Source organism: Ensifer sp. ENS06, from assembly GCF_014852205.1.
Taxonomy (GTDB): Bacteria; Pseudomonadota; Alphaproteobacteria; order Rhizobiales; family Rhizobiaceae; genus Ensifer; species Ensifer adhaerens.
Genome location: NZ_JACVBC010000010.1, coordinates 141,177 through 160,415, shown reverse-complemented (window position 1 = coordinate 160,415; position 19,239 = coordinate 141,177). Strand labels below are relative to the sequence as shown.

General features: G+C 62.2%; 16 protein-coding genes. 3 read left to right on the top strand and 13 right to left on the bottom strand.

All coding sequences use genetic code 11. From position 1 onward, the window contains the following. Positions 1–72: 72 nt before the first annotated feature. Positions 73–681 carry a DsbA family protein gene (locus tag IB279_RS27480; RefSeq protein ID WP_034794695.1) on the top strand — a complete coding sequence of 203 codons (609 nt, stop codon included), beginning with the start codon at positions 73–75 and terminating at the stop codon, positions 679–681. A 227-nt stretch (positions 682–908) separates the two neighbouring features. Here IB279_RS27480 and IB279_RS27475 read toward each other — a convergent pair whose 3' ends face one another. From IB279_RS27475 to IB279_RS27440, 8 genes are all read right to left on the bottom strand, one after another. Beyond that, the gene (locus IB279_RS27475; RefSeq protein ID WP_034794697.1) at positions 909–1,142 is read right to left on the bottom strand and encodes a hypothetical protein; all 234 of its coding nucleotides are present in this window, start codon (positions 1,140–1,142) and stop codon (positions 909–911) included. 130 nt (positions 1,143–1,272) lie between these two features. After that, complete coding sequence (locus tag IB279_RS27470) at positions 1,273–1,977, bottom strand: gamma-glutamyl-gamma-aminobutyrate hydrolase family protein (protein WP_082566434.1); 705 nt, start codon at positions 1,975–1,977, stop codon at positions 1,273–1,275. Positions 1,978–2,080: 103 nt separating this feature from the next. After that, entirely contained in the window at positions 2,081–3,043 is a 963-nt protein-coding gene (locus IB279_RS27465) for an ABC transporter ATP-binding protein (protein WP_113189781.1), read from the bottom strand. After that, a complete protein-coding gene (locus IB279_RS27460; RefSeq protein WP_060530533.1) occupies positions 3,040–3,951 on the bottom strand; it encodes an ABC transporter ATP-binding protein in 912 nt (303 codons plus the stop codon). Before IB279_RS27460 ends, IB279_RS27465 begins: the two co-directional genes overlap by 4 nt. Continuing rightward, a complete protein-coding gene (locus IB279_RS27455) occupies positions 3,948–4,769 on the bottom strand; it encodes an ABC transporter permease (protein WP_034794912.1) in 822 nt (273 codons plus the stop codon). Before IB279_RS27455 ends, IB279_RS27460 begins: the two co-directional genes overlap by 4 nt. A gap of 5 nt (positions 4,770–4,774) precedes the next feature. Next, positions 4,775–5,710 carry an ABC transporter permease gene (locus IB279_RS27450; RefSeq protein WP_060517351.1) on the bottom strand — a complete coding sequence of 312 codons (936 nt, stop codon included), beginning with the start codon at positions 5,708–5,710 and terminating at the stop codon, positions 4,775–4,777. 81 nt (positions 5,711–5,791) lie between these two features. After that, on the bottom strand, positions 5,792–7,384 hold the full coding sequence (locus IB279_RS27445; protein WP_034794723.1) for an ABC transporter substrate-binding protein: 1,593 nt from the start codon (positions 7,382–7,384) through the stop codon (positions 5,792–5,794). A gap of 55 nt (positions 7,385–7,439) precedes the next feature. Beyond that, positions 7,440–9,065 carry an amidohydrolase gene (locus IB279_RS27440; protein WP_060530535.1) on the bottom strand — a complete coding sequence of 542 codons (1,626 nt, stop codon included), beginning with the start codon at positions 9,063–9,065 and terminating at the stop codon, positions 7,440–7,442. Between the two features lie 201 nt (positions 9,066–9,266). Between IB279_RS27440 and IB279_RS27435 the strand changes: the two genes are divergently transcribed. Continuing rightward, on the top strand, positions 9,267–10,208 hold the full coding sequence (locus IB279_RS27435; protein WP_034794728.1) for a LysR family transcriptional regulator: 942 nt from the start codon (positions 9,267–9,269) through the stop codon (positions 10,206–10,208). Positions 10,209–10,262: 54 nt separating this feature from the next. Here IB279_RS27435 and IB279_RS27430 read toward each other — a convergent pair whose 3' ends face one another. Beyond that, a complete protein-coding gene (locus IB279_RS27430) occupies positions 10,263–12,713 on the bottom strand; it encodes an FAD-dependent oxidoreductase (RefSeq protein WP_034794731.1) in 2,451 nt (816 codons plus the stop codon). 78 nt (positions 12,714–12,791) lie between these two features. After that, positions 12,792–13,583, bottom strand: a complete 792-nt coding sequence (locus IB279_RS27425) for a DeoR/GlpR family DNA-binding transcription regulator (RefSeq protein ID WP_090299829.1) — start codon at positions 13,581–13,583, stop codon at positions 12,792–12,794. A gap of 204 nt (positions 13,584–13,787) precedes the next feature. Here IB279_RS27425 and IB279_RS27420 point away from each other — a divergent pair, with 204 nt between their 5' ends. After that, positions 13,788–14,825 (top strand): GlxA family transcriptional regulator, encoded by a 1,038-nt coding sequence (locus tag IB279_RS27420; RefSeq protein ID WP_034794738.1) that lies wholly within the window; start codon positions 13,788–13,790, stop codon positions 14,823–14,825. 73 nt (positions 14,826–14,898) lie between these two features. Here IB279_RS27420 and IB279_RS27415 read toward each other — a convergent pair whose 3' ends face one another. The 3 genes from IB279_RS27415 to IB279_RS27405 form a co-directional block, all read right to left on the bottom strand. Then, positions 14,899–16,908 (bottom strand): putative 2-aminoethylphosphonate ABC transporter permease subunit, encoded by a 2,010-nt coding sequence (locus IB279_RS27415; protein ID WP_090299827.1) that lies wholly within the window; start codon positions 16,906–16,908, stop codon positions 14,899–14,901. Positions 16,909–16,910: 2 nt separating this feature from the next. Further along, on the bottom strand, positions 16,911–18,092 hold the full coding sequence (locus IB279_RS27410) for a putative 2-aminoethylphosphonate ABC transporter ATP-binding protein (protein WP_113504540.1): 1,182 nt from the start codon (positions 18,090–18,092) through the stop codon (positions 16,911–16,913). Between the two features lie 86 nt (positions 18,093–18,178). Next, on the bottom strand, positions 18,179–19,201 hold the full coding sequence (locus IB279_RS27405) for a putative 2-aminoethylphosphonate ABC transporter substrate-binding protein (protein ID WP_034794747.1): 1,023 nt from the start codon (positions 19,199–19,201) through the stop codon (positions 18,179–18,181). Positions 19,202–19,239: the final 38 nt, after the last annotated feature.

The window sequence follows — 19,239 nt, the reverse complement described above, 5'->3', positions numbered from 1 at the left end:
CGGCATGATCCTCGAAATCGCCGCACGCGCCGTCGCTCTCGGCCCCAATCCATTCGCACAAGGAGAAATCTGATGTTCACCCGCAGAACCGTTCTGACGGCCACGGTCGCGACCGCCGCCGCCGTGCTTGTCGGAGGCCGATCATCCTTCGCCCAGCAATTGACCAAGGAGGAGGTGTTTTTCGACAAGGACGCGCCCGTCCTTGGCAATCCGAAGGGCGATGTCACCATCGTCGAGTTCTTCGACTATCAGTGCCCTTACTGCAAGAAAGTGCATCCGACGGTCGAGAAGGTGGTCAAGGCCGACGGCAACGTGCGGCTCGTGCTGAAGGACTGGCCGATCTTGGGCGAAGCCTCCGTCTTCGCCGCACAGGCAGTGCTTGGAGCCGCCCAGATCGGCAAATACCAGCCGGCGATGGAGGCGCTGATGAAAACCAAGGCGAGGCTGTCGCAGGACGACATCGAGAAGGCGCTGACCGGGGCGGGTCTTTCGATGAAGGAGCTGACCGCAGCCGTGAACACGCACAATGCCAAGATTTCCGGGCTGCTCGACCGCAACTACAGTCAGGCACTCGCCTTCAATTTCGCCGGCACGCCATCCTTCGTCATCGGTTCGGCGATCATTCCCGGCGTTCTGGATGAAAAAGGACTGAAGGACGCCATCGCCAAAGCGCGGAGTTGAAGCACGAACTTGGTGAGCTTACGGACTGCCGCTTCGAAAGGCGGCCAGAGCCCATTTGCGCGCGACCTGACCGGTTGAAAGGGTCGCGCGCCGAGAGGTTCACCTTGGCAGCCAGCCGACGAGCGGAAACCGGGATCGCTCAGCCTGGTGAGCCACCGCAGTCCGACCAGGCAGGCACCCATTCGGCCACCCGACTGCGGCCTTTCTGGCATCATTGAACGACCTTGCTAGGCCGAGAATTTCACCGTTACGCCGCGCTGCCGAAAGTACGCCTGCATCAGCTTCCGTCCGGAACGGTTGTTTTGCACGAGCCTGGTCGGGTCGAATACGGCCTCTTTCAAACCTGCCCGCATCAATGCTGCCTTGAGGGTCGCGATATGAAGATCGATGTCGGCATTGTCTGCCTGCAGCGATGCGTAAATGCGATCTGTTGCCTCTGCTACGGTCGGTTCGCTCACTATACACTCCTGTTGCTGTCTTGCTGGCGTTTGGCACGCTTGTCGGCTTGGCCCTATTTGCTGGAGCCGCCAACGTCAATCGGGAGAGGGCAGAATGTGCTTCCGACAGAACGCAGCAGGGCCTTGGAACAGGTTATCGAAGGTGTCGGCTTGACGCCTCGACGAAGGCGTCGAAGACGCGAGCGCCCGGATGGCTGTCGGCATCCAGCATTTCGGGGTGCCATTGAAGGCCCATGGCAAAGGTCTGCGAGCCGATCTCGATCGCTTCAACGACACCATCCGGGGCTCGGGCCGTAACGGTCACCGCGCCCGATACCTCCACGATCGCCTCGCGGTGAAACGTGTTCACGGTGAATGTTTCGATGCCGAGGATGTCGGCCATTCTGGTGCCGGGGACAACGCTGACGTCATGCGAGAAATTGGCCTGGTCGTGATTGAGCGCGTCGGGCCACGACGAATGGACATCGGAAACCATCCGGCAACCGTTGAGGCAGCCGAGCATCTGCATGCCGTTGCAGATGCCGAGCACAGGCTTGTCGCGCGCAAGGAAACTTTCCATCAATGCCATGTCGACGGCTAGCCGATCCGAGGGCGGATACTGGGATTGGTCTCCTTCGACATACCAGCTTTTCGGGAAGTTGATGCGGCCGCCGACGCTTAAGAACCCATCAAAATCTTCGACGACCTGGTCGACGAGATCGGGAACATAGGGGATGCCGAAGGCAAAGGCGCCGGCGCGGCGCAGGGCGGAAAAGTAATTTCTCGAGACGTCATAGCGTCCACCGCCCGCACTGGTGTTTTCATCCATGATCACGGCGATCTTCGGCATGCGTTTCATCGGGTTCATCCTAGATTTCAATGATTCCAAGTTCGGACGTTGAGCAACCTAGCCTATCTTTGCCGCGGGGCGGAACGGGGCTTCGCTCAGCGCATTCCATCGGTTAGGCCAAAGCCATCCGAACCCTATGGTTCCCGCCGATCTCGATCAGTTCGGATCGAACAGGCGCGGTAAAAACATCCGGCGCGGTGCTGCCATCGGAAACGAAGCTGCGGCCGGCAAGTTGCGGCACGGTGGCGTCGCTCGCCTGCCTTTCCGCCGGGTTCAGCGCAGCATCCGGATCGGGAATGGCGGCGATCAGGCGGCGCGTGTAGGGATGGGTGGGGACTTCGAAAATCTCGCGCCAGCCGCCCTCTTCCACGACTTCGCCGAAATACATCACCAGCACCCGGTCGCTCATGTGTTCCACCACGCTCAGATCGTGGCTGATCATCAGATAGGAGAGGCCGAGTTTTTCCTGAAGGTCGAGCAGCAGATTGATGATCTGCGCGCGGATCGACACGTCGAGGGCCGAGACCGGCTCGTCGAGCACGACGATCTCAGGCTCGAGGATCAGCGCGCGGGCGATGCCGATGCGCTGGCGCTGGCCGCCGGAGAACTCATGCGGATAGCGTTTGGCCTGTTCGGGCGTCAGGCCGACATTCTTGAGCATCGCCTCGATGCGGCCTTCGATTTCCGAGGCGGCGGTAATGCCGTGCAGCCGCAGCGGTGCTGCGAGCGAGGTGCGCACGGACTGGCGGGGGTTGAGCGAGGCATAAGGATCCTGGAACACCATCTGCACCGCTTTCGCCCGGTCCATCCGTTGCGGCGCGCCGGGCCCCGCGAGCGGCTGACCGCGATAGCGGATCATGCCCTCGGTCGGTTCCTGCAGGCCGAGGATGGAAAGCGCCGTCGTCGACTTGCCGCAGCCCGACTCGCCGACGATCGACAGGCACTCGCCCTTGGCAAGCTCGAAGCTGATGCCGTTGACGGCGTGAAGCGTACGCCGTCCTTTGGCGAGCAGGCCGCCGCCGGAAATGGGGAAACGGACATGGAGATCGTCCACCTGAAGCAGCGGCGCGGTCATGGCTGGCTCCCTTCCCGTTCGCGTGGCGCGATGAAGCGGCTTTCCGTCAGCTTCGAGCGGTCGGCGATGATGCTGTCGATGTCGACGAGCCGCTGCCGCCCATGTTCGCTGCGGCTGCCAAGGCGCGGCAGGGCGCCGAGCAGGCCGCGGGTGTATTCGTGCCGCGGGCTTTCAAAGAGCGCCCGCGTCTCGTTCTCCTCGACGAGGCAGCCCGAATACATCACGCCGACGCGCTGGCAGATGCTGGCGATGACGCCGAGGTCATGGCTGATGAAGAGAACTGCCGTGCCCTGCGCTGCACACAGCTCCTTGATAAGGCGCAGCACCTCGGCCTGAACCGTGACGTCGAGCGCGGTGGTCGGTTCGTCGGCGATCAGTAGATCAGGGCTGCAAGCAAGCGCCATCGCGATCATCACGCGCTGGCGCAGTCCGCCGGACATCTGGTGCGGGTAGTTCCTGGCGCGCCGATCGGGGTTGGGAACGCGGACATTCCCGAGCGCTTCGACGGCGAGCTTTTCGGCTTCCGCCCAGCTTTTTCCCTGATGTAGCACGAACATCTCGGCGATCTGTCGCCCGACCGTTGAAAGCGGGTTCAGCGCCGTCATCGGCTCCTGGAATATCATGGCGATGCGATTGCCGCGCAGGCGCCGCATCTCGCGTTTCGGCAACGCCAGCAGGTTCTGCCCCTTGAACAATATCTCGCCACTGGTAACGGCAAGCGGCCGTTTCAAAAGGCCCATGACGGCAAGCGATGTGACCGATTTTCCGGAGCCGGATTCGCCCACGAGGCCATAGGCCTCGCCGGGCATGATCTGGAACGAGACGCCCTTGAGCAGTGGATGGTAGCTGGAACGGCCGAGCGAAACGCCAAGCTGCAGGTTCTTGATGTCGAGAAGCGGCGCGGTCATGGCTTTCGCGTCCTCATATGCGGATCGAGGCTGTCACGCAGACCATCGCCGAGAAGGTTGAAGCCAAGCACCGAAAGGAAGATGGCAAGGCCAGGGAAGAGCGCCGCCCAGGGGGCGAGCTGGATCAGCTGGCGTGCATCGGTCAACATCGAACCCCAGCTCGGGAATGGCGGCTGGATGCCGAGGCCGAGGAAGGAGAGCGCCGCTTCAGACAGCACCGCCGACCCCATGCCGAGCGTTGCCATGACGAGGATCGGCCCCATCATGTTCGGCAGAATCTGCGTGAACATGATGCGCAGGTCGCCATAGCCCAGCGTCTGGGCCGCCTGCACGTAGCCTTGCGATTTCAAGGAGAGAGTCGAGGAGCGAGCGATGCGGCAGGTCCAGCTCCAGTTGGTGAGGCCAAGCGCGATCAAGAGCGACGGCAGGCCGGGGCCAAGCACCGCCATGACGGCAAGCGCGAAGATCAACGAGGGGATGGCGAGCATGACGTTGGTCAGGCCGTTGACCAGATCGTCCCACCAGCCGCCCCAATAGCCGGCCGTCATGCCGAGCGTGACGCCGATGATCGAGTTGATCACCTGCGACACGATGCCAACAGTCAGCGAGATCTGCGCGCCGTAAAGAATGCGGGTATAGACGTCCCGTCCCTGCCCGTCCGTGCCGAACCAGAAGGTGGCGTCCGGCGGCAGTTCGGAGTTCATCAAGTCGGCATCGAGCACGGGGTCAAAGGGCGCGATCCAATGGGCAAGGACACCGGCGAAGATGACGAGCGCAGTCAGCGTCGCACCGAGCCAGAAGTTGAAGCCGAGGCGCACGGTCGTCACTCCTGCTTGATGCGCGGGTCGATCGCGGCATAGACCAGATCGACGGCGGTGTTGATGATCAGGAACCACAGCACGATGACGAGGATCGTGCCCTGCACCACGGGAATGTCGCGGATCGCCACACTATCGACCAGCAGCGAGCCGATGCCCGGCCAGGCGAACAGCTTTTCGATGACGACGGCCTGGCCGATCAGCGAGCCGAACTGCAGGCCGACCGTGGTGACGATCAGCACCAGCGCATTGCGCGCCACGTGCCAGCGCACCACCTTCGCCTCGCTCATGCCTTTGGAATGGGCGGTGCGAATGAAGTCGGCGTTCAAAACGTCGAGCACGCCGGCCCGGGTGGTGCGCGCCAGCAGCGCGAGCGGCGTGACGCCGAGGGTCACGGCCGGCAGGATGAGGTTTCGAAACGAGCCGTCGCCGTAACCGAAACTGGGCAGCCAGTTCAGTTGCAGGGCGAAGAGATACATCATCAGAAGGCCGAGCCAGAATTGCGGCATGGAGAGGCCCGAAACCGCCCCGATCATCGTCACCGTATCGAGGATCGAACCGGGCCTGAGTGCTGCAAGAAAGCCGAGCGGCACGCCGACAACGATGGCGAAGACCATGGCGGCGACGGCCAGCTGAAGCGAGGCGCCCATGCGGTCGTTGATGAGGTCAATGACCGGCTGGCGGGTGCGGAAACTGGTGCCGAGATCGAACTGGGCGAGATCCGTAACATAGGTCACGAAGCGCTCCATCAGCGGCTTGTTCAGACCGAACTCCTCATTGAGGCGAGCGATCATTTGCGGATCGGCGGCACGCTTTCCGTCGGCAAAGAGGCTGGCCGCGAAGGTACCGGGGACGACGGAGAAGATAACGAAGATCAGCAGCGCCACCACGACGATCGTCGGGACGACCTGCAGAATGCGGCGCAGGGTAAAACGAAGCATGAGCGGTTCCATTTTGGCCACCCGGATGGGTGGGACAACTGATGTGTGGGGCGGCCGAAACCGCCCCGAACCTCTCAGGGCTTACTTGCGTGCGTCCGGCGCCGTGTCGTCGATCCAGATCTCGTCATAGGGCTGGACCGCCAGTTCCGTGGCGTTCGGGACAAGGCCGTGGATCCAGGGCTGGTAGGCCATGACCGCCTTGTTGTAGTTGAAGAACCAGACCGGCGCATCGTCCTGCACGATGTTGTTGGCCTGGCGCAGCAGATCGCTCTGCTTGGCAGGGTCGCGTTCCTGCTGGGCCGCCTCATAGAGTTTGTCGAAATCCGGGCTCGCATAGCTCGCGTAGTTGCAGGCGGACTGCGCCGTCTTGGAATAGAAGCAACGCAGTGCATTGAGCGGGTCGGGACCGGACAGGTTCGACCAGATGAAGGCCTGGAAGTTGTTCGACGTCACGGCATCGCCAAGCGCCGAGCTTTCGACCGGCTTCGGCTTCACGGTGACGCCGACCTTCTTCAGCATCGGCAGGATGGCTTCAACGATCGGGACGCCCCAGCTTTCGTTCGGGCTCGCCGTGACTTCGAACTCGAAGCCATCGGCATAGCCTGCTTCCGCCAGGAGTGCTTTCGCTTTCTCTGGATCGAAGGCGTAGGGCACCTTGTCCTTGTCGAAGGCCGGCGAAGACAGCGGCAGCCAGCCGGAGGCGGGGTAGGCCTTGTTCTTGACGAGCCGTTCAATGATCAGCGGCGCATTGATCGCATGGTTGATCGCCTGGCGGACCCGCTTGTCCTTGAAGGGTTCGAAGGCCGGGTTGAAGCCGATGTTGCGCGTATAGACCTCGGCAACTTCGAGCAGGTGATCCTTCAAGGCGTCTTCACCCTGATAGGCCTGGTATTGGGTCGGGCCAAGGATCGAGACATCGATTTCCTTGTTTCGGAACGCGACGTCGCGCGCGGCGTCCTCGGCCATCAGCACGATGTTGATGCGGTCGAGATAGGGCTTGCCCTCTTCGTAGTACTTGTCGAACTTTTCGACAACGACCTGCGATCCCGGCACGTGCTCCTTGAAGACGAAGGCGCCGAGGCCAACGGGGGTCTTGGCGAAGCTCGATTCATCCTTGACATCAGACGGATAAATCACCGTCGTGTTCTGCATCAGCGGGAAGCCGGGGTTGATCGGTCCGGTATAGGTGATCTCCAGCGTGTGGTCGTCGATTTTCTTGAGACCGGAAATCTCCTCAGCCTTGCCGGCGATGAACGCATCCGCACCCTTGATGACGGCAATGTAGCTTGCGCCCGGGAAGGCGTTCTTCGGGTTGGCGATGCGCTTGTAGCTGTAGATGATGTCGTCGGCCGTCAGTGGCTTGCCGTTGTGGAAGACGGCATTTTCGCGCAGGCGATAGGTGTGCACCGTACCATCCTCGGACACCTCTTCCGAGCTAGCGAGTTCCAGGACCGGCTTGTTCTGGGTCGAATCCCAGCTGTAGAGCGCGCGGTGGATCGCCTGGGTGATGAATTCCTCCTGGGTGTTCGGGCTTGCCTGAACGTCGAGCGTGGCGAAGCTCGAGCCATAGGGTGCGGTAAAGACGAGCGTTCCGCCGTGGCGTTCGCCGGCAGCCAGCGCTCCGGTTGCCACCCCGAGGCCGAGCATTGCGGCCAATGTCAATCTTTTCAGCATGCTGTTTTCCCTCTCGTGCCGTTTTCGGCTTTGTGTTGATTGGTCTTTCAGGTCGTCAGCGTGCGTCGTGCACGACGCGGCCTGCAAGCAGGGTCATCAGGCAGCGTGTGCCTGAGAGAATGGTATCGGCCGGTGCCTCCAAGAGGTCGTTGTCGAAGACGGCGATGTCGGCCCATTGTCCCGGCACAAGCCTGCCCTTCACGTCTTCGGCCTTCTGAGAATAGGCGCCGTATTCCGTGTAGGCCTGCAACGCTTCCTCGCGGCTCAGCTTTTCCGCCTCCACCATCACGGTACCCTTGCCGGTCTTGCGCGTGATCATGGCGTGAAGGTTCGGGAAGGGATCGGGCGAGCAGACGGGCGAATCCGAGCCGGTCGAGGGCTTGAGACCCATGCGCATCCAGGTGCCGATCTGGTAGGAGGCCTTGCCCCGTTCCTCACCAAGCACGGAAACGTAGCTGTCGCCGAAATCGTGGATGAAGGCCATCTGCGGCGCCGGCAGGATGCCTGCCGCCTTCATGCGCCGATCTTGCTCCGGGCTCGAGAAGCCGCAATGCTCGATGCGATGGCGCCGATCCGGATCGGGATTACCGGCCAGCGCCTTTTCGTAGGCCGTGATCAGCTGCTCGATCGCACCGTCGCCGATGGCGTGGCAAGCCATCTGATAGCCCCGGTCGTGGCAGGATTTGACGATCGCCTCGACGTCGGCATCCGGCAGCATCTGTACGCCGATATTGTCGGGCTCACCAAGATAGGGCTTCGACATCCATGCGGTGCGCCCGCCGGCCGAGCCGTCGAGGAAGATCTTCACGGCCCCGACGCGCAACATGTCGTCGCCCGCACCGGAAATGAGCCCGGCACGCCAGGAATCCTCTACGATCGAGACGCCGGGATCGCCGAGCAGTGTCAGCCAGACGCGCACCGGCAGGCGGCCGGAAAGCTTGGCCATCTCATAAGCCTGGATTTCCGCAAAGCCGGCAAGTTGGCCGACCGCCGCATCCATGCAGCTCGTAATGCCGAGCGACAGAAGATAGCGCCCTGCCCGCTCGATGCCGTCGATCAACTCCTCCGTCGTCACCTCGGGAATAGCCGTCTTGATGAGGTTCTGCGCGTTTTCCGCCAGGAACCCGTTGAGGCGCCCGTCCGTGGTGCCGATTACGCCGCCGTCCGGCACCGGCGTCGCCTCGGTGACATCCGCCAGGCTCAGCGCCAGCGAATTCGCGATGGCCACATGGCCGCAGGCGCGCGTCAGCAGCACGGGATGATCCGGTACGGCGCGGTCGAGTTCCTCGCGGGTCGGATGCCGGCCGACATCGAGCTTGACCTGGTCATAGCCCCGTGCCCGCACCCATGCGCCCTTCGGCGTGACGGCCGCGCGTTCGGCAAGTTTCTCCATAAGGGCGGCAAGCGTCGGCGCAGCGGCAGGGGTCGCGTCGACCCAGCCCATGGTGATGCCGGTGGAGATCAGGTGAAGGTGATTGTCGATAAGACCGGGGCTGGCAAAACGGCCTTCGAGATCGATCACCTCGGTATGGGGCCCCTTGAGGCTCGCCATCTCGGCATCGCTGCCGGTGGCCAGAACCTTGCCCTGCCAAATGGCAACGGCCTCGCTGATCCCCTCCTCCCTGCCTCGCCAGATTCGGCCGTTGTGCAGAATAAGATCAGCGTGAAGCTGGAAGGCCATTAACAATCCCCCTTTTGTTATCAGCCTGATTTCGTGCTCCTCGCTGCCTCGAAATCAGAACTGTTTGCCTTGGGCGCAACGTGGAAGGTTTGTCGGGGTTTGGCTAATTCGCTTTTAGCAAAGGCTGATGCAATATCGGCATAGCGATTTCTTTCCAACGACTTATGATCCCCTCAGCTGCAACGCAGGGGAGATCTGGGCATGGAGATCAAGTGGCTGGAGGACTTCGTGACCCTCGCCGACACGTGGAGTTTTTCGCGCGCTGCCGAGTTGCGCAACGTGACTCAGCCGGCGTTCAGCCGCCGCATCAAACAGTTGGAGCGTTGGCTCGGGGCAACGCTGATCAACCGCGCCACCATGCCGGCGGAACTGACGCCGGCAGGTCGCAATTTCCTGCCCATAGCGCAGGAGGCAATCCGAACCTTCTATGCAGCGCGCGAATCGCTACGCCCGTCTCACGAAGAAGGCCTCATCCGCTTTGCCGCGCTCCATACGCTGACGGTAACGATCTTCCCTGGCTGGCTCAAACTGCTCGAAAACGCAGGTGGCGCTTTCAGCACCTCGCTGATGCCCGACCGCGGCGGCATCGAGGCCAATCTTGACGCCCTCATCGGTGACGAGGCGGATTTCTTCCTGACTTATGCGCATTCGGAGGTGCCATTCCATCTCGACCGCGCACAATTCTCATCGCTGACGATCGCCCATGATCGGCTGATCCCGCTCGCCGCCGCAAACGTCTCTATCCCCGATGGTACGCTACCGGGGCTGAATATTCTCGACCGGGCTGTGGCGCAGCCGCGGCTCGCTATTCCCTATCTGAGCTACGGGTTCAATTCGTTCTTCGGGGTCGCCCTTTCGCGTCTCATGCTGCGGCGCCCGCCCTTCCGGCGCCGCACGACGCATGAAAACACGATCAGTGCCGGGCTGATGAACATGGCGATGTCGGGTGCCGGCGTCTGCTGGTTGCCCGAAAGCCTTGCCCGTGACGCGATCGATGCCGGTGGCCTCGTACCCGCCTCTACGGATAAGGGCTGGAATCTCGACCTCGAAATTCGGCTTTACCGTCACGCCGCGACGCGCAGCCGCAGGGTCGAGGACCTCTGGCAAACGGCAAAGCTCTTGCTGGAACGCGAGCCCGCCTAGACGGGCTCGCGGGAAGATCAACACGCGCAATTCGTCGCATCGCGAAAAGATGGTCTAAATCTTGACCCTCAGCGCACGCGGATCATATGCCGGTGCCAGATGCACCGTCGCGGCATAGCGAATGCCTGCAAGATCGATCTCGAAGCGCTCCCCCTCGAGGAACGTTTTGTCCACGCCTTCAGGGTTTTCAAGCAGGCCGAGTGCGACCGAACGCCCAAGCGTGTGACCGTAGGCGGCGGAGCGGACCTCGCCGACCGGTTTTCCCGCACGCAGGATCAGTTCGCCGCCCCAAAGCATGGGCAAGGGATCGTCCAGGGTAAACTGAACGATGCGGCGCGAGGGCAGGCCCTTGGTCTTTGCGGCCACGAGCGCATCGTGGCCGACAAAGCCGCCGGGTTTTCCCAGAGCAACCGCAAAGCCAAGACCAGCCTCGTAGGGGTTGATGTCGGGCGTCAGTTCCCGGCTCCAGGCGCGGTAGCCCTTCTCCAGCCGCAAAGCCTCAAGCGCATAGTAGCCGCAATCCGTCAGGCCGAAGGCGCGACCGACCTCGTGCAGCGCCTCGTAAACACCGACAGCGAATTCTGTCGGCACGATCAGTTCCCAGCCGAGTTCGCCGACATAGGTCATGCGGTTGGCAAAGGCCGTGGCGTAACCGATATCGATCTCGCGGATAGTCGCGAAGGGAAAGCCCTCGTTCGAGATATCCGCCGAGGTAAGCTTCGAGAGGATGTCGCGCGATTTCGGTCCCATCAGCGCCAGGACTGCATAGGACGACGTCACGTCGGTCAAAGTCACGTGGGCGTCCGCGGCAAGGTTCTTGCGGATCCAGTCCGCATCATGCACCGCTTGGGCCGAACCTGTGATCAGCATGAAGCGATCGGCCGCAAGTCGCATGACGGTCAGGTCGCTCTCGTAGCCGCCCCGCGCGTTCAAGAGTCCGGTATATACAGAACGGCCGATCTCGCCGTCGATGTCGGCAGCGCAGATGCGGTTAAGCGCTGCTGCCGCATCCCGCCCCTGCACAAGCAGCTTGGCGAAGGAGGTCTGGTCGAAAATGCCGGCGGCCTCGCGCGTTGCCTTCATCTCGCGCTTGACCGCTTCATGCCAGTTCTGCCGACCGAAGGAATACTCGGTGACGGGGCGCTCGCCTTCCGCAGCAAACCAATTGGCCCGTTCCCATCCCATTTTCGAACCGAAGCACGCGCCCTTGGCGGCAAGCCGATCGTAGAGAGGCGAACGGCGGAAGGGGCGTGCCGTATCCAGCTCCCGGTTCGGCCAAGGCATCGCATAGTGCAGACCGAGCGTTTCCTTGACGCGATCGTGAAGCCAGCGCGGATTGTTGTTGAAGCCCGCGAAGCGACGGATATCGACCGGCCAAAGATCCATGGTCGGCGCGCGGTTTACGATCCACTCGGCAAGGGCTCGACCTGCCCCGCCGGCGCTGGCAATCCCCATGGAGTTGAAGCCTGCGCCGACAAAGAAGTTCTTCAGTTCGGGCGCCTCGCCGAGAATGAAATTGTTGTCCGGGGTAAAACTCTCCGGGCCGTTGTAAAACTTCTTCACCTCGGATGTTTCAAGCTGCGGCACGCGCTGCAGCGCATTGTGCATCAGGATTTCGAACTGATCCCAATCGTCAGGTAAGAGGGCGAACTCGAAATCGTCGGGAATGCCTGCCATGCCCCAGGGCTTGGCTTCCGGCTCGAAGCCACCCATGACGAGCCCGCCGACTTCCTCCTTGAAATAGATGTAGCCGTCCGGATCGCGCATGACCGGCAGGTCAGGATGTACGCCCTCGATGCGGCCGGTGACGATATACATGTGCTCGGCCGAGTGCAGCGGCACGGTGACGCCGCACATCTGGCCGACCTTGCGTGCCCATTGACCGGCACAGTTGACGACGATCTCCGCGGCAATGGCCCCCCGATCGGTTTCGACGCCGGTGACGACGCCGTTTTTGGTCGAAATGCCTGTGACCCGGACGCGCTCGATCACGCGGGCGCCGCGATTGCGGGCGCCTTTGGCGAGCGACTGCGTGAGGTCTGTTGGATTGGCCTTGCCGTCGCCCGGCAGCCAGACGGCGCCGACGAGATCGTCGATCGCCATGACCGGCCAGAGCTCCTGCGCTTGCTTCGGCGAGATCACCTCGATCGCGACGCCTTGGGCGCGAGCAGAGGCCGCCGTGCGCTTCAACACGGTCATGCGGTCTTGCGTGCGGGCAACCGAGAGCGAACCGCAATTCTTCCAGCCCGTGGCAAGGCCGGTCTCGGACTCAAGCTCGCTATAGAGCTTGGTCGAATATTTGATGAGGCCCGTCATGTTGGCGTGGCTGCGCAACTGACCGACGAGACCAGCCGCATGCCAGGTGGTGCCGCCGCTTAACTGCCCCTGCTCCAGCAAAACGACGTCGTTCCAGCCGAGCTTGGTTAAGTGATAGGCGACCGAGCAGCCTATAATACCGCCGCCGACGATGACGACCTGTGCCTGTGTTGGAAATTCCTGCGCCATGAAACGACCTCCCGAACCCATGGAAGGCCGCACGGTAACAAAACGCGGACAAAGGACAAGACAAAAAGTTACAAAAGATTACATTTGTTGTTCTGCAACGACCAGGGCTGGACCTTTGCGCTCGAGCGCCTCGCGGATCGCCTCCGGCGGATGTCGGTCAACAATCACTCCGGCGGCGGCTTCGAAGCGGGGAATGCGAAGCGGCGTCAGCCGTCCGAACTTGGAACTGTCGAGTACGAAATAGGCTTTGGCCGCCGTTGCCACCATGCGCGAGCGCTGCTCGGCGCCGCTGCGGGTAAAGTCGGTCACCTCTCCATCGGGCGACAGGCCCCCGCCGCCTAAGAACGCGACGTCGACGCGGAAATGGCTGATCGCCTCGAGCGCATCGATACCGATGGCCGCTTCTTCATCCGGATCGATTTCGCCGCCGAGCATATGAACGCGCACCTGGGGCTGTCGGCACATCAGCAAGGCGATCGATAGCGAAGTCGTGCAAATCGTTAAGTTTTTTCGCCCAGTCAGGGCATGGGCCACAGCAAGCGTCGTCGTGCCGGAATCAAGGAAGAGCACCATGCCGTCGCGCACGAGACCTGCTGCTGCACGACCGATCAGCGCTTTTGGCCCGGCATTCTCCTCCCGCCGCTCGACGAAGGCCGCTTCCGTCGGCTCGAACAGGGTGGCGCCGCCATGGACAAGATCGAGCTGGCCGCGATCGGCAAGAAGCTTCAGATCGCGCCTGATGGTCTGACGCGAAACATCGAAGAAATCCGCAAGCTCGGTGATACCAACGGTACCGTCGGCTGCAAGCCGCCTGAGGATCTCGCCGTGACGGCGTGGAGCAAGAGCGCGGGCGTTTTGTTGTTCTGACATGTGACTATCTGTGTCCATTTTTGTCCATTTGACAAGCTGCAACGGCTGTCCACGCCGCAGCGCACGCGTAGTGGCCCCTCATCCGCACGGATTTCGAGCGGATTTCTTCGGATCCTCGTTTTAACGGGATTGGCAACGGTCCAATATGTTGCATAATGTAACTATTCTTTCCGCGCACCACTTCGACGCCCTCAGGAAGAGACAATGCAACAGCCATGTACGCAGGCTCGCCACTTCACCTTCTACCTGCTCGATGGATTTACCCTCCATGGCTTCTCCGCGGCGATCGAAGCGCTACGCCTCGCCAATGACGTGGCCGGCCGCCCGGTATACGGGTGGCACCTTGTAGCGGCGGATGGAGCACCCGCCGTTTCATCCTGCGGCACGGGCATTCCGGTAGCGGCGCCGCTCTCGGCCGAACGCAACCGGTTTGGCCGCGATGCAGATCCGGGCTTCATCGTCATCTGTGGCGGCCGCAAGAAGCCATCGGCCGACAGGGCCCTGGAGGCCTGGCTGCGATCAGGCGCTCGCAGCAACGCGCGCCTCGCCGGGCTTGGCGGCGGCGTCTACTGCCTAGCGCGCGCGGGGCTGCTCGATGAGCGTCGCTGCGCCGTTCACTGGGAACACTTTCCAGACTTCTCCGAGCGGTTCTTCATCGCGGACCCGCGCCAGACCGCCTTTGAGATCGACGGCGGGATCTATACCTGCGCCGGCGGCAACGCGCCCTTCGACATGTTCCTGCACATCATCGAAGAGGACCTTGGTCGGGACGTGGCCACCCGTATCTGCGAGGCGGCACTCTGCGAGCGGCTGCGTGAGACCGGCGAGCGCCAGCGATTACCGTTGCAGGCACGTCTCGGCATCGACAACCCTCTATTGATTCGTGTCATCGAAAAGATGGAGGCAAATCTTGCCGAGCCATTGAAGCTCGCCGACATGTGGCCCTCGACCGGACTTTCCCGGCGCCAGATCGAGCGCCTGTTTCGAAGAGAAATGGGGCGCACGCCGGCGCGCTACTATCTCGACCTCAGGCTCGAGCGCGCTCACCTGCTGCTCATAACCTCGTCGCTTCAGGTCATCGAAATCGCGGTCGCCTGCGGCTTTTCCACTGCCTCGCACTTTTCCCGCACCTACCGCGAACGCTACGGCCTTACGCCGCAGCGTTCGCGTCTCAACGAGATGGAGCGCCTGCGCGCAGGAAACGACCGCAAAGTGGTGATGGCGGAGCTCCGGGTGGCGTAGAGTGACGCGGACAAAAGCGCCGCCGTCCTTCAGAACGAAGGACGGCGGCGCTTTGCGAAGGGCTGGTTGCGGGTTAGCGCCAAGCCTGGGTGCGCGCGAGCAGACCGCGCGCGATCAGCGCGTGGACAAGTTTGGCCGCAACATTAGTGTAAAAGATCATCATGCCCATGGCCGCGGCCGGCGCTATATCGCCGGCGTCGTCCATGTTTAGCACGGCGACTGACGCGAGCTTGGTGTCGGTCGAGTAGAGAAACACCACCGCCGAGACGGTCGTCATCGCATTGACGAAGAGATAGATAGCGATGTTGAGGATCGCCGGCAGGCAGACCGGCACCGTGACCCGAAAGAACAGCCGGTGGAAGGGCTGTTTCAGCGACGCGGCGACGGATTCGAACTCCGGGTCCATCTGCTTCAGCGCCGTCAGCGCGGTCAGGTGCGCGACGGTATAAAAGTGCGTCACGGTCGAGACGACGAGGATCGTCATCGTGCCGTAGATCGGGTGCAGCGGATTGGCCGGGTTGTTGAAGAAGAAGATATAGGCAAGGCCGAGCACCATGCCGGGCACCGCCATCGGCATCATCGCCAGGAAGTGAAAGAGGCCACGGCCGAAGCGGAAGCCATCGGCCTTCTCCACCATGTAGGCGCCGGCAAAGACGACGATCGAACCGAAGAGTGCCGTCAAAAGCGCGAGCCGGATCGAGTTGCCATAGGCGGCCCAGCCGCCACCGTCCATCAGGTCGAAGGCAAAATTCTTGGCTGTCAGCGTCAGGTCATAGGGCCAGAACTTCACCACCGCTGCGATCTGGCACATGGCGATCATGCCGAGGATGAAGAGGCTGACGAAGCAGGCAAAGGTGAAGCACAGACCGTCCATGCGGGCATTGGGCTTCGGCTGATAGGGCACGGCGCGCGCCGACAGAAGCGCTACCTGCCGCTTCTGCATGTGCCGGTCGACGTAAAAGGCAAGCACCGCCGGCACCAGCAGGATGACGGAAACGACCGCGCCCATCTCGAAGTTCTGCTGGCCGATCACCTGCTTGTAAATGTCGACGGCGAGCATGCCGTATTGTCCGCCGATCACCTTGGGCAGGCCAAAATCGGTGATGACAAGCGTGAAGACGACGAAGGCCGCAGAGACGATGCCGAAGCGCGCGCCGGGCACCGTGACGGTCGTGAAGGTCCGCCATTTGCTGGCTTTGAGCGATGCGGCCGCCTCATAGTGGCGAGCATCGGCAATCGAGAGCGCCGTCAGGATGATCAGGAAGGCATGCGGCAGGGTGAAGAAAACAGAGCCTATGACGATGCCGATCGGCCCGTAGATCGAATAGCCAAAAAGCCAATCCCTGAAGATGCCCTGATTGCCGAAGAGATAGACGAGTGCAATGCCCGGCAAGAGTGACGGCACCAGGATCGGGATCGTCAGGATGCCGCGGAAAAGCCCTTTGAGCGGCATGCAGCTGCGCGTCAGGCCGTAGGCAAGCGCAAAGGCGACCGAGATCGTGAACACCGTGCTGATCACCGCCATCAGCACGGAATTGTAGATCGACTGCGCAAGCGCCGGCGTCGAGAAATAGGTCGTGAAGTTCGTAAAACCCAGAGCGCGCGCGGGTCGCAGCACGACGCGCCGGAAGGTACCGGAATCATAGTCCCGCCACTCAGTCCCCTTTTCGAGGGTGGAGCCGACCAGGAAGGCGGCATCGTCGTTCGTGCCGCGAATACGGTAGTGAACGGGGCTGCGGAACTTGAAATCCGGGAAGAATTTTGTGGCCGTGAGCCGTCCGTCGGAACTGCTGGAAAGCTCGGCTTCCGTCACCGCCCCGAGTTCCCGGTTCAGGTCTTCGGCGGTGACGACCGGCCCCCAGTTCGCCCCCGTCTCGTCGCTCACCTGGAACTCGAAAGCCGAAAGCTCGAACCGGTAGGTCGACAGCGACTTCGACAGCATGACGAAGAGCGGCGCGCCAAGCGCGACGACCAGATATAGCCCGATGACCGCCATGAAGCCGAGCTTGATGCGGTCGTCTTTGGAGGATTCCTGGCGCAGCCGCTTGCCGATCAGGGGAAGGTGGGGTGCTTCCAGAACCATGTTCATCGTCCAGCCCCCCTCGGATAGAGCAGCAGGCGTTCGCGCGGGATCTCCACCTGGATGGCGCCGCCGGTTTCGATCCGGAGGCGTCTCACCGCGTTGACGGAGAAGTCGGCAACCAGCGTGCGCTCGCCGAGACGCGGGGCCGTCAGGCGCGTGCGCCAGAACATGCCGAGGAACTCCATCTCGCGCACCTCGGCATCGATCAGGTTCTGCGGTGTGGCCGGCCGGTCGCTGGCGTTGACGGCATGGGCATCGGCTCCGTGGGGAATGATGTCAACCGGGCGGACGACCGCCGTTGCCGCATGGCCGGCGGAAAAATCCTCCGTCGAACAGCAAAAGGCGGAGTGGCCGATCTCGACTTCGCCATCTCCAAGAACCCGGGCTTCGAACTGATTGGTCTCGCCGATGAAGTCGGCGACGAACAGCGTTTCGGGATGACGGTAGATTTCGGTCGGCGAGCCGACCTGCTCGATGACGCCGTGGTTCATGACGACGATCCGGTCGGCCATGGCGAGGGCCTCCTCCTGGTCGTGCGTCACCATGATGGTCGTCACACCGAGCTTTCTCTGCAGCGCCTTGATCTCATGGCGAAGGTGCACGCGAACCTTGGCGTCGAGTGCCGACAGCGGCTCGTCGAGCAACAATAGCCCCGGCGAGATGGCGATGGCGCGGGCAAGCGCGATGCGCTGTTGCTGGCCACCGGAAAGCTGGGCCGGATACTTCTTGCCGTGCGCCGAAAGGCCGACCGTTTCCAAGAGTTCGGCGACCCGGGATGCGACCCCCGCCTTCGATCGGCCGGTGTTTTCCAGGCCAAAGGCGATGTTCTGCTCGATCGTCAGATTGGGAAAGAGCGCATAAGACTGGAAGACGATGCCATAGTCGCGGCGGGAAGCCGGCAGCGTCGAGATATTGCGGCCGTCTTGCAGGATGGTGCCTTGCGTCTGCAGGTCGAGACCGGCGATGGCTCGCAGCAACGTCGTCTTGCCGCAGCCGGACGGGCCGAGAAAACAGACGAACTCGCCCCTGGCAATCGACAGCGAAATGTCGCGAAGCGCGACGAAATCGCCATAGGTCTTCCAGAGATCCGAGATCTGCAAGTAGGGGGCCGGCTCCGCGGCCGCGTCATCGGCGAAGTGCTGACGGCTGGTGGGCGTCGGTTCGATCGACAGGGCATGCCTCATCTGCAAGCTCCGCTGGCTTGAGGGATTTTCTTTCCGAGAAATGCGATCGGGCGCAGCGCAAAGGCGCTGCGCCCGGCCGATCAGGCTCAGCTCTTCGGTTCAGACTTGGCGTCGTAACGCTTCTGCCATTCCTTGAGGATGTCAGAGCGGTTGTTTGCGGCCCACTCGAAGTCGTTGACGATCATCCGGGAAGCGATGTCGTCGGGCAGGTGCTCGACCTGCTTGGCGACGCCCGGATAGGCAACGACGGCATAGCCGGCATTGTACATTTCGTTCGCTTCCTTGGTGACCGACCAGTCGACGAGCGTCTTTGCGGCTTCGAGGTTTGCCGTGCCAGCGATGATTGCGGTTGCCTCGGCCTCCCAGCCCGAACCCTCGGCGGGGAAGATGATGTCGATCGGTGCACCGGCACTCTTGGCCTTGGCGCCCGGAAACTCGAAGGACACGCCGATGACGGCTTCACCGGCGCCTGCCATCTTGCACGGCTTGGAGCCGGAATGGGTGTAGGCGGAGATGTTCTCGTGGAGCTTGTCCATGTAGTCCCAGGCCTTCTCCTCGCCCCACATCTGCATCCAGCCGGAGACGTCGAGGAAACCGGTGCCCGAGGATGCCGGGTTCGGCATCACCACGTGGCCCTTGTATTCGGGGTTCGTCAGGTCTTTCCAACTCGTCGGCGGCTTGAGGCCGAGCTTTTCGCCCTCGACCGTGTTGTAGCAAAGAGCCGCGACATAGGCGTCCATGCCGACCCAGCTCGGCGGCGTGTCCTTGTCGACGAATTTCGGGTCGAGCGTCTCGACGCCCTTGGGCTGGTAAGGTTCCAGCATGCCTTCGGTCTTCAAGAGAAGCAGCGAGGTTGCAGCGAGCCCCCAGACGACATCGGCCTGCGGATTGTCCTTTTCTGCAAGCAGCTTGGCGGTCATGACGCCTGTGGAATCGCGCACCCAGTTGATCTTGATGTCCGGGTGGGCCTTTTCGAAGGTCGCCTTGTAGCGGTCGAGGTCGACGGCTTCGACGGCGGTGTAGACGGTGAGCTGCGTTTCAGCGGCAGCGATGGCAGGAAGCACAGCGGAAACGGCGCCGGCAAGCACAAAGAGCATGCGTCTGTTCATGATTGAAGTTCTCCTCTGAGGTCCTGGTAAAACCGGGG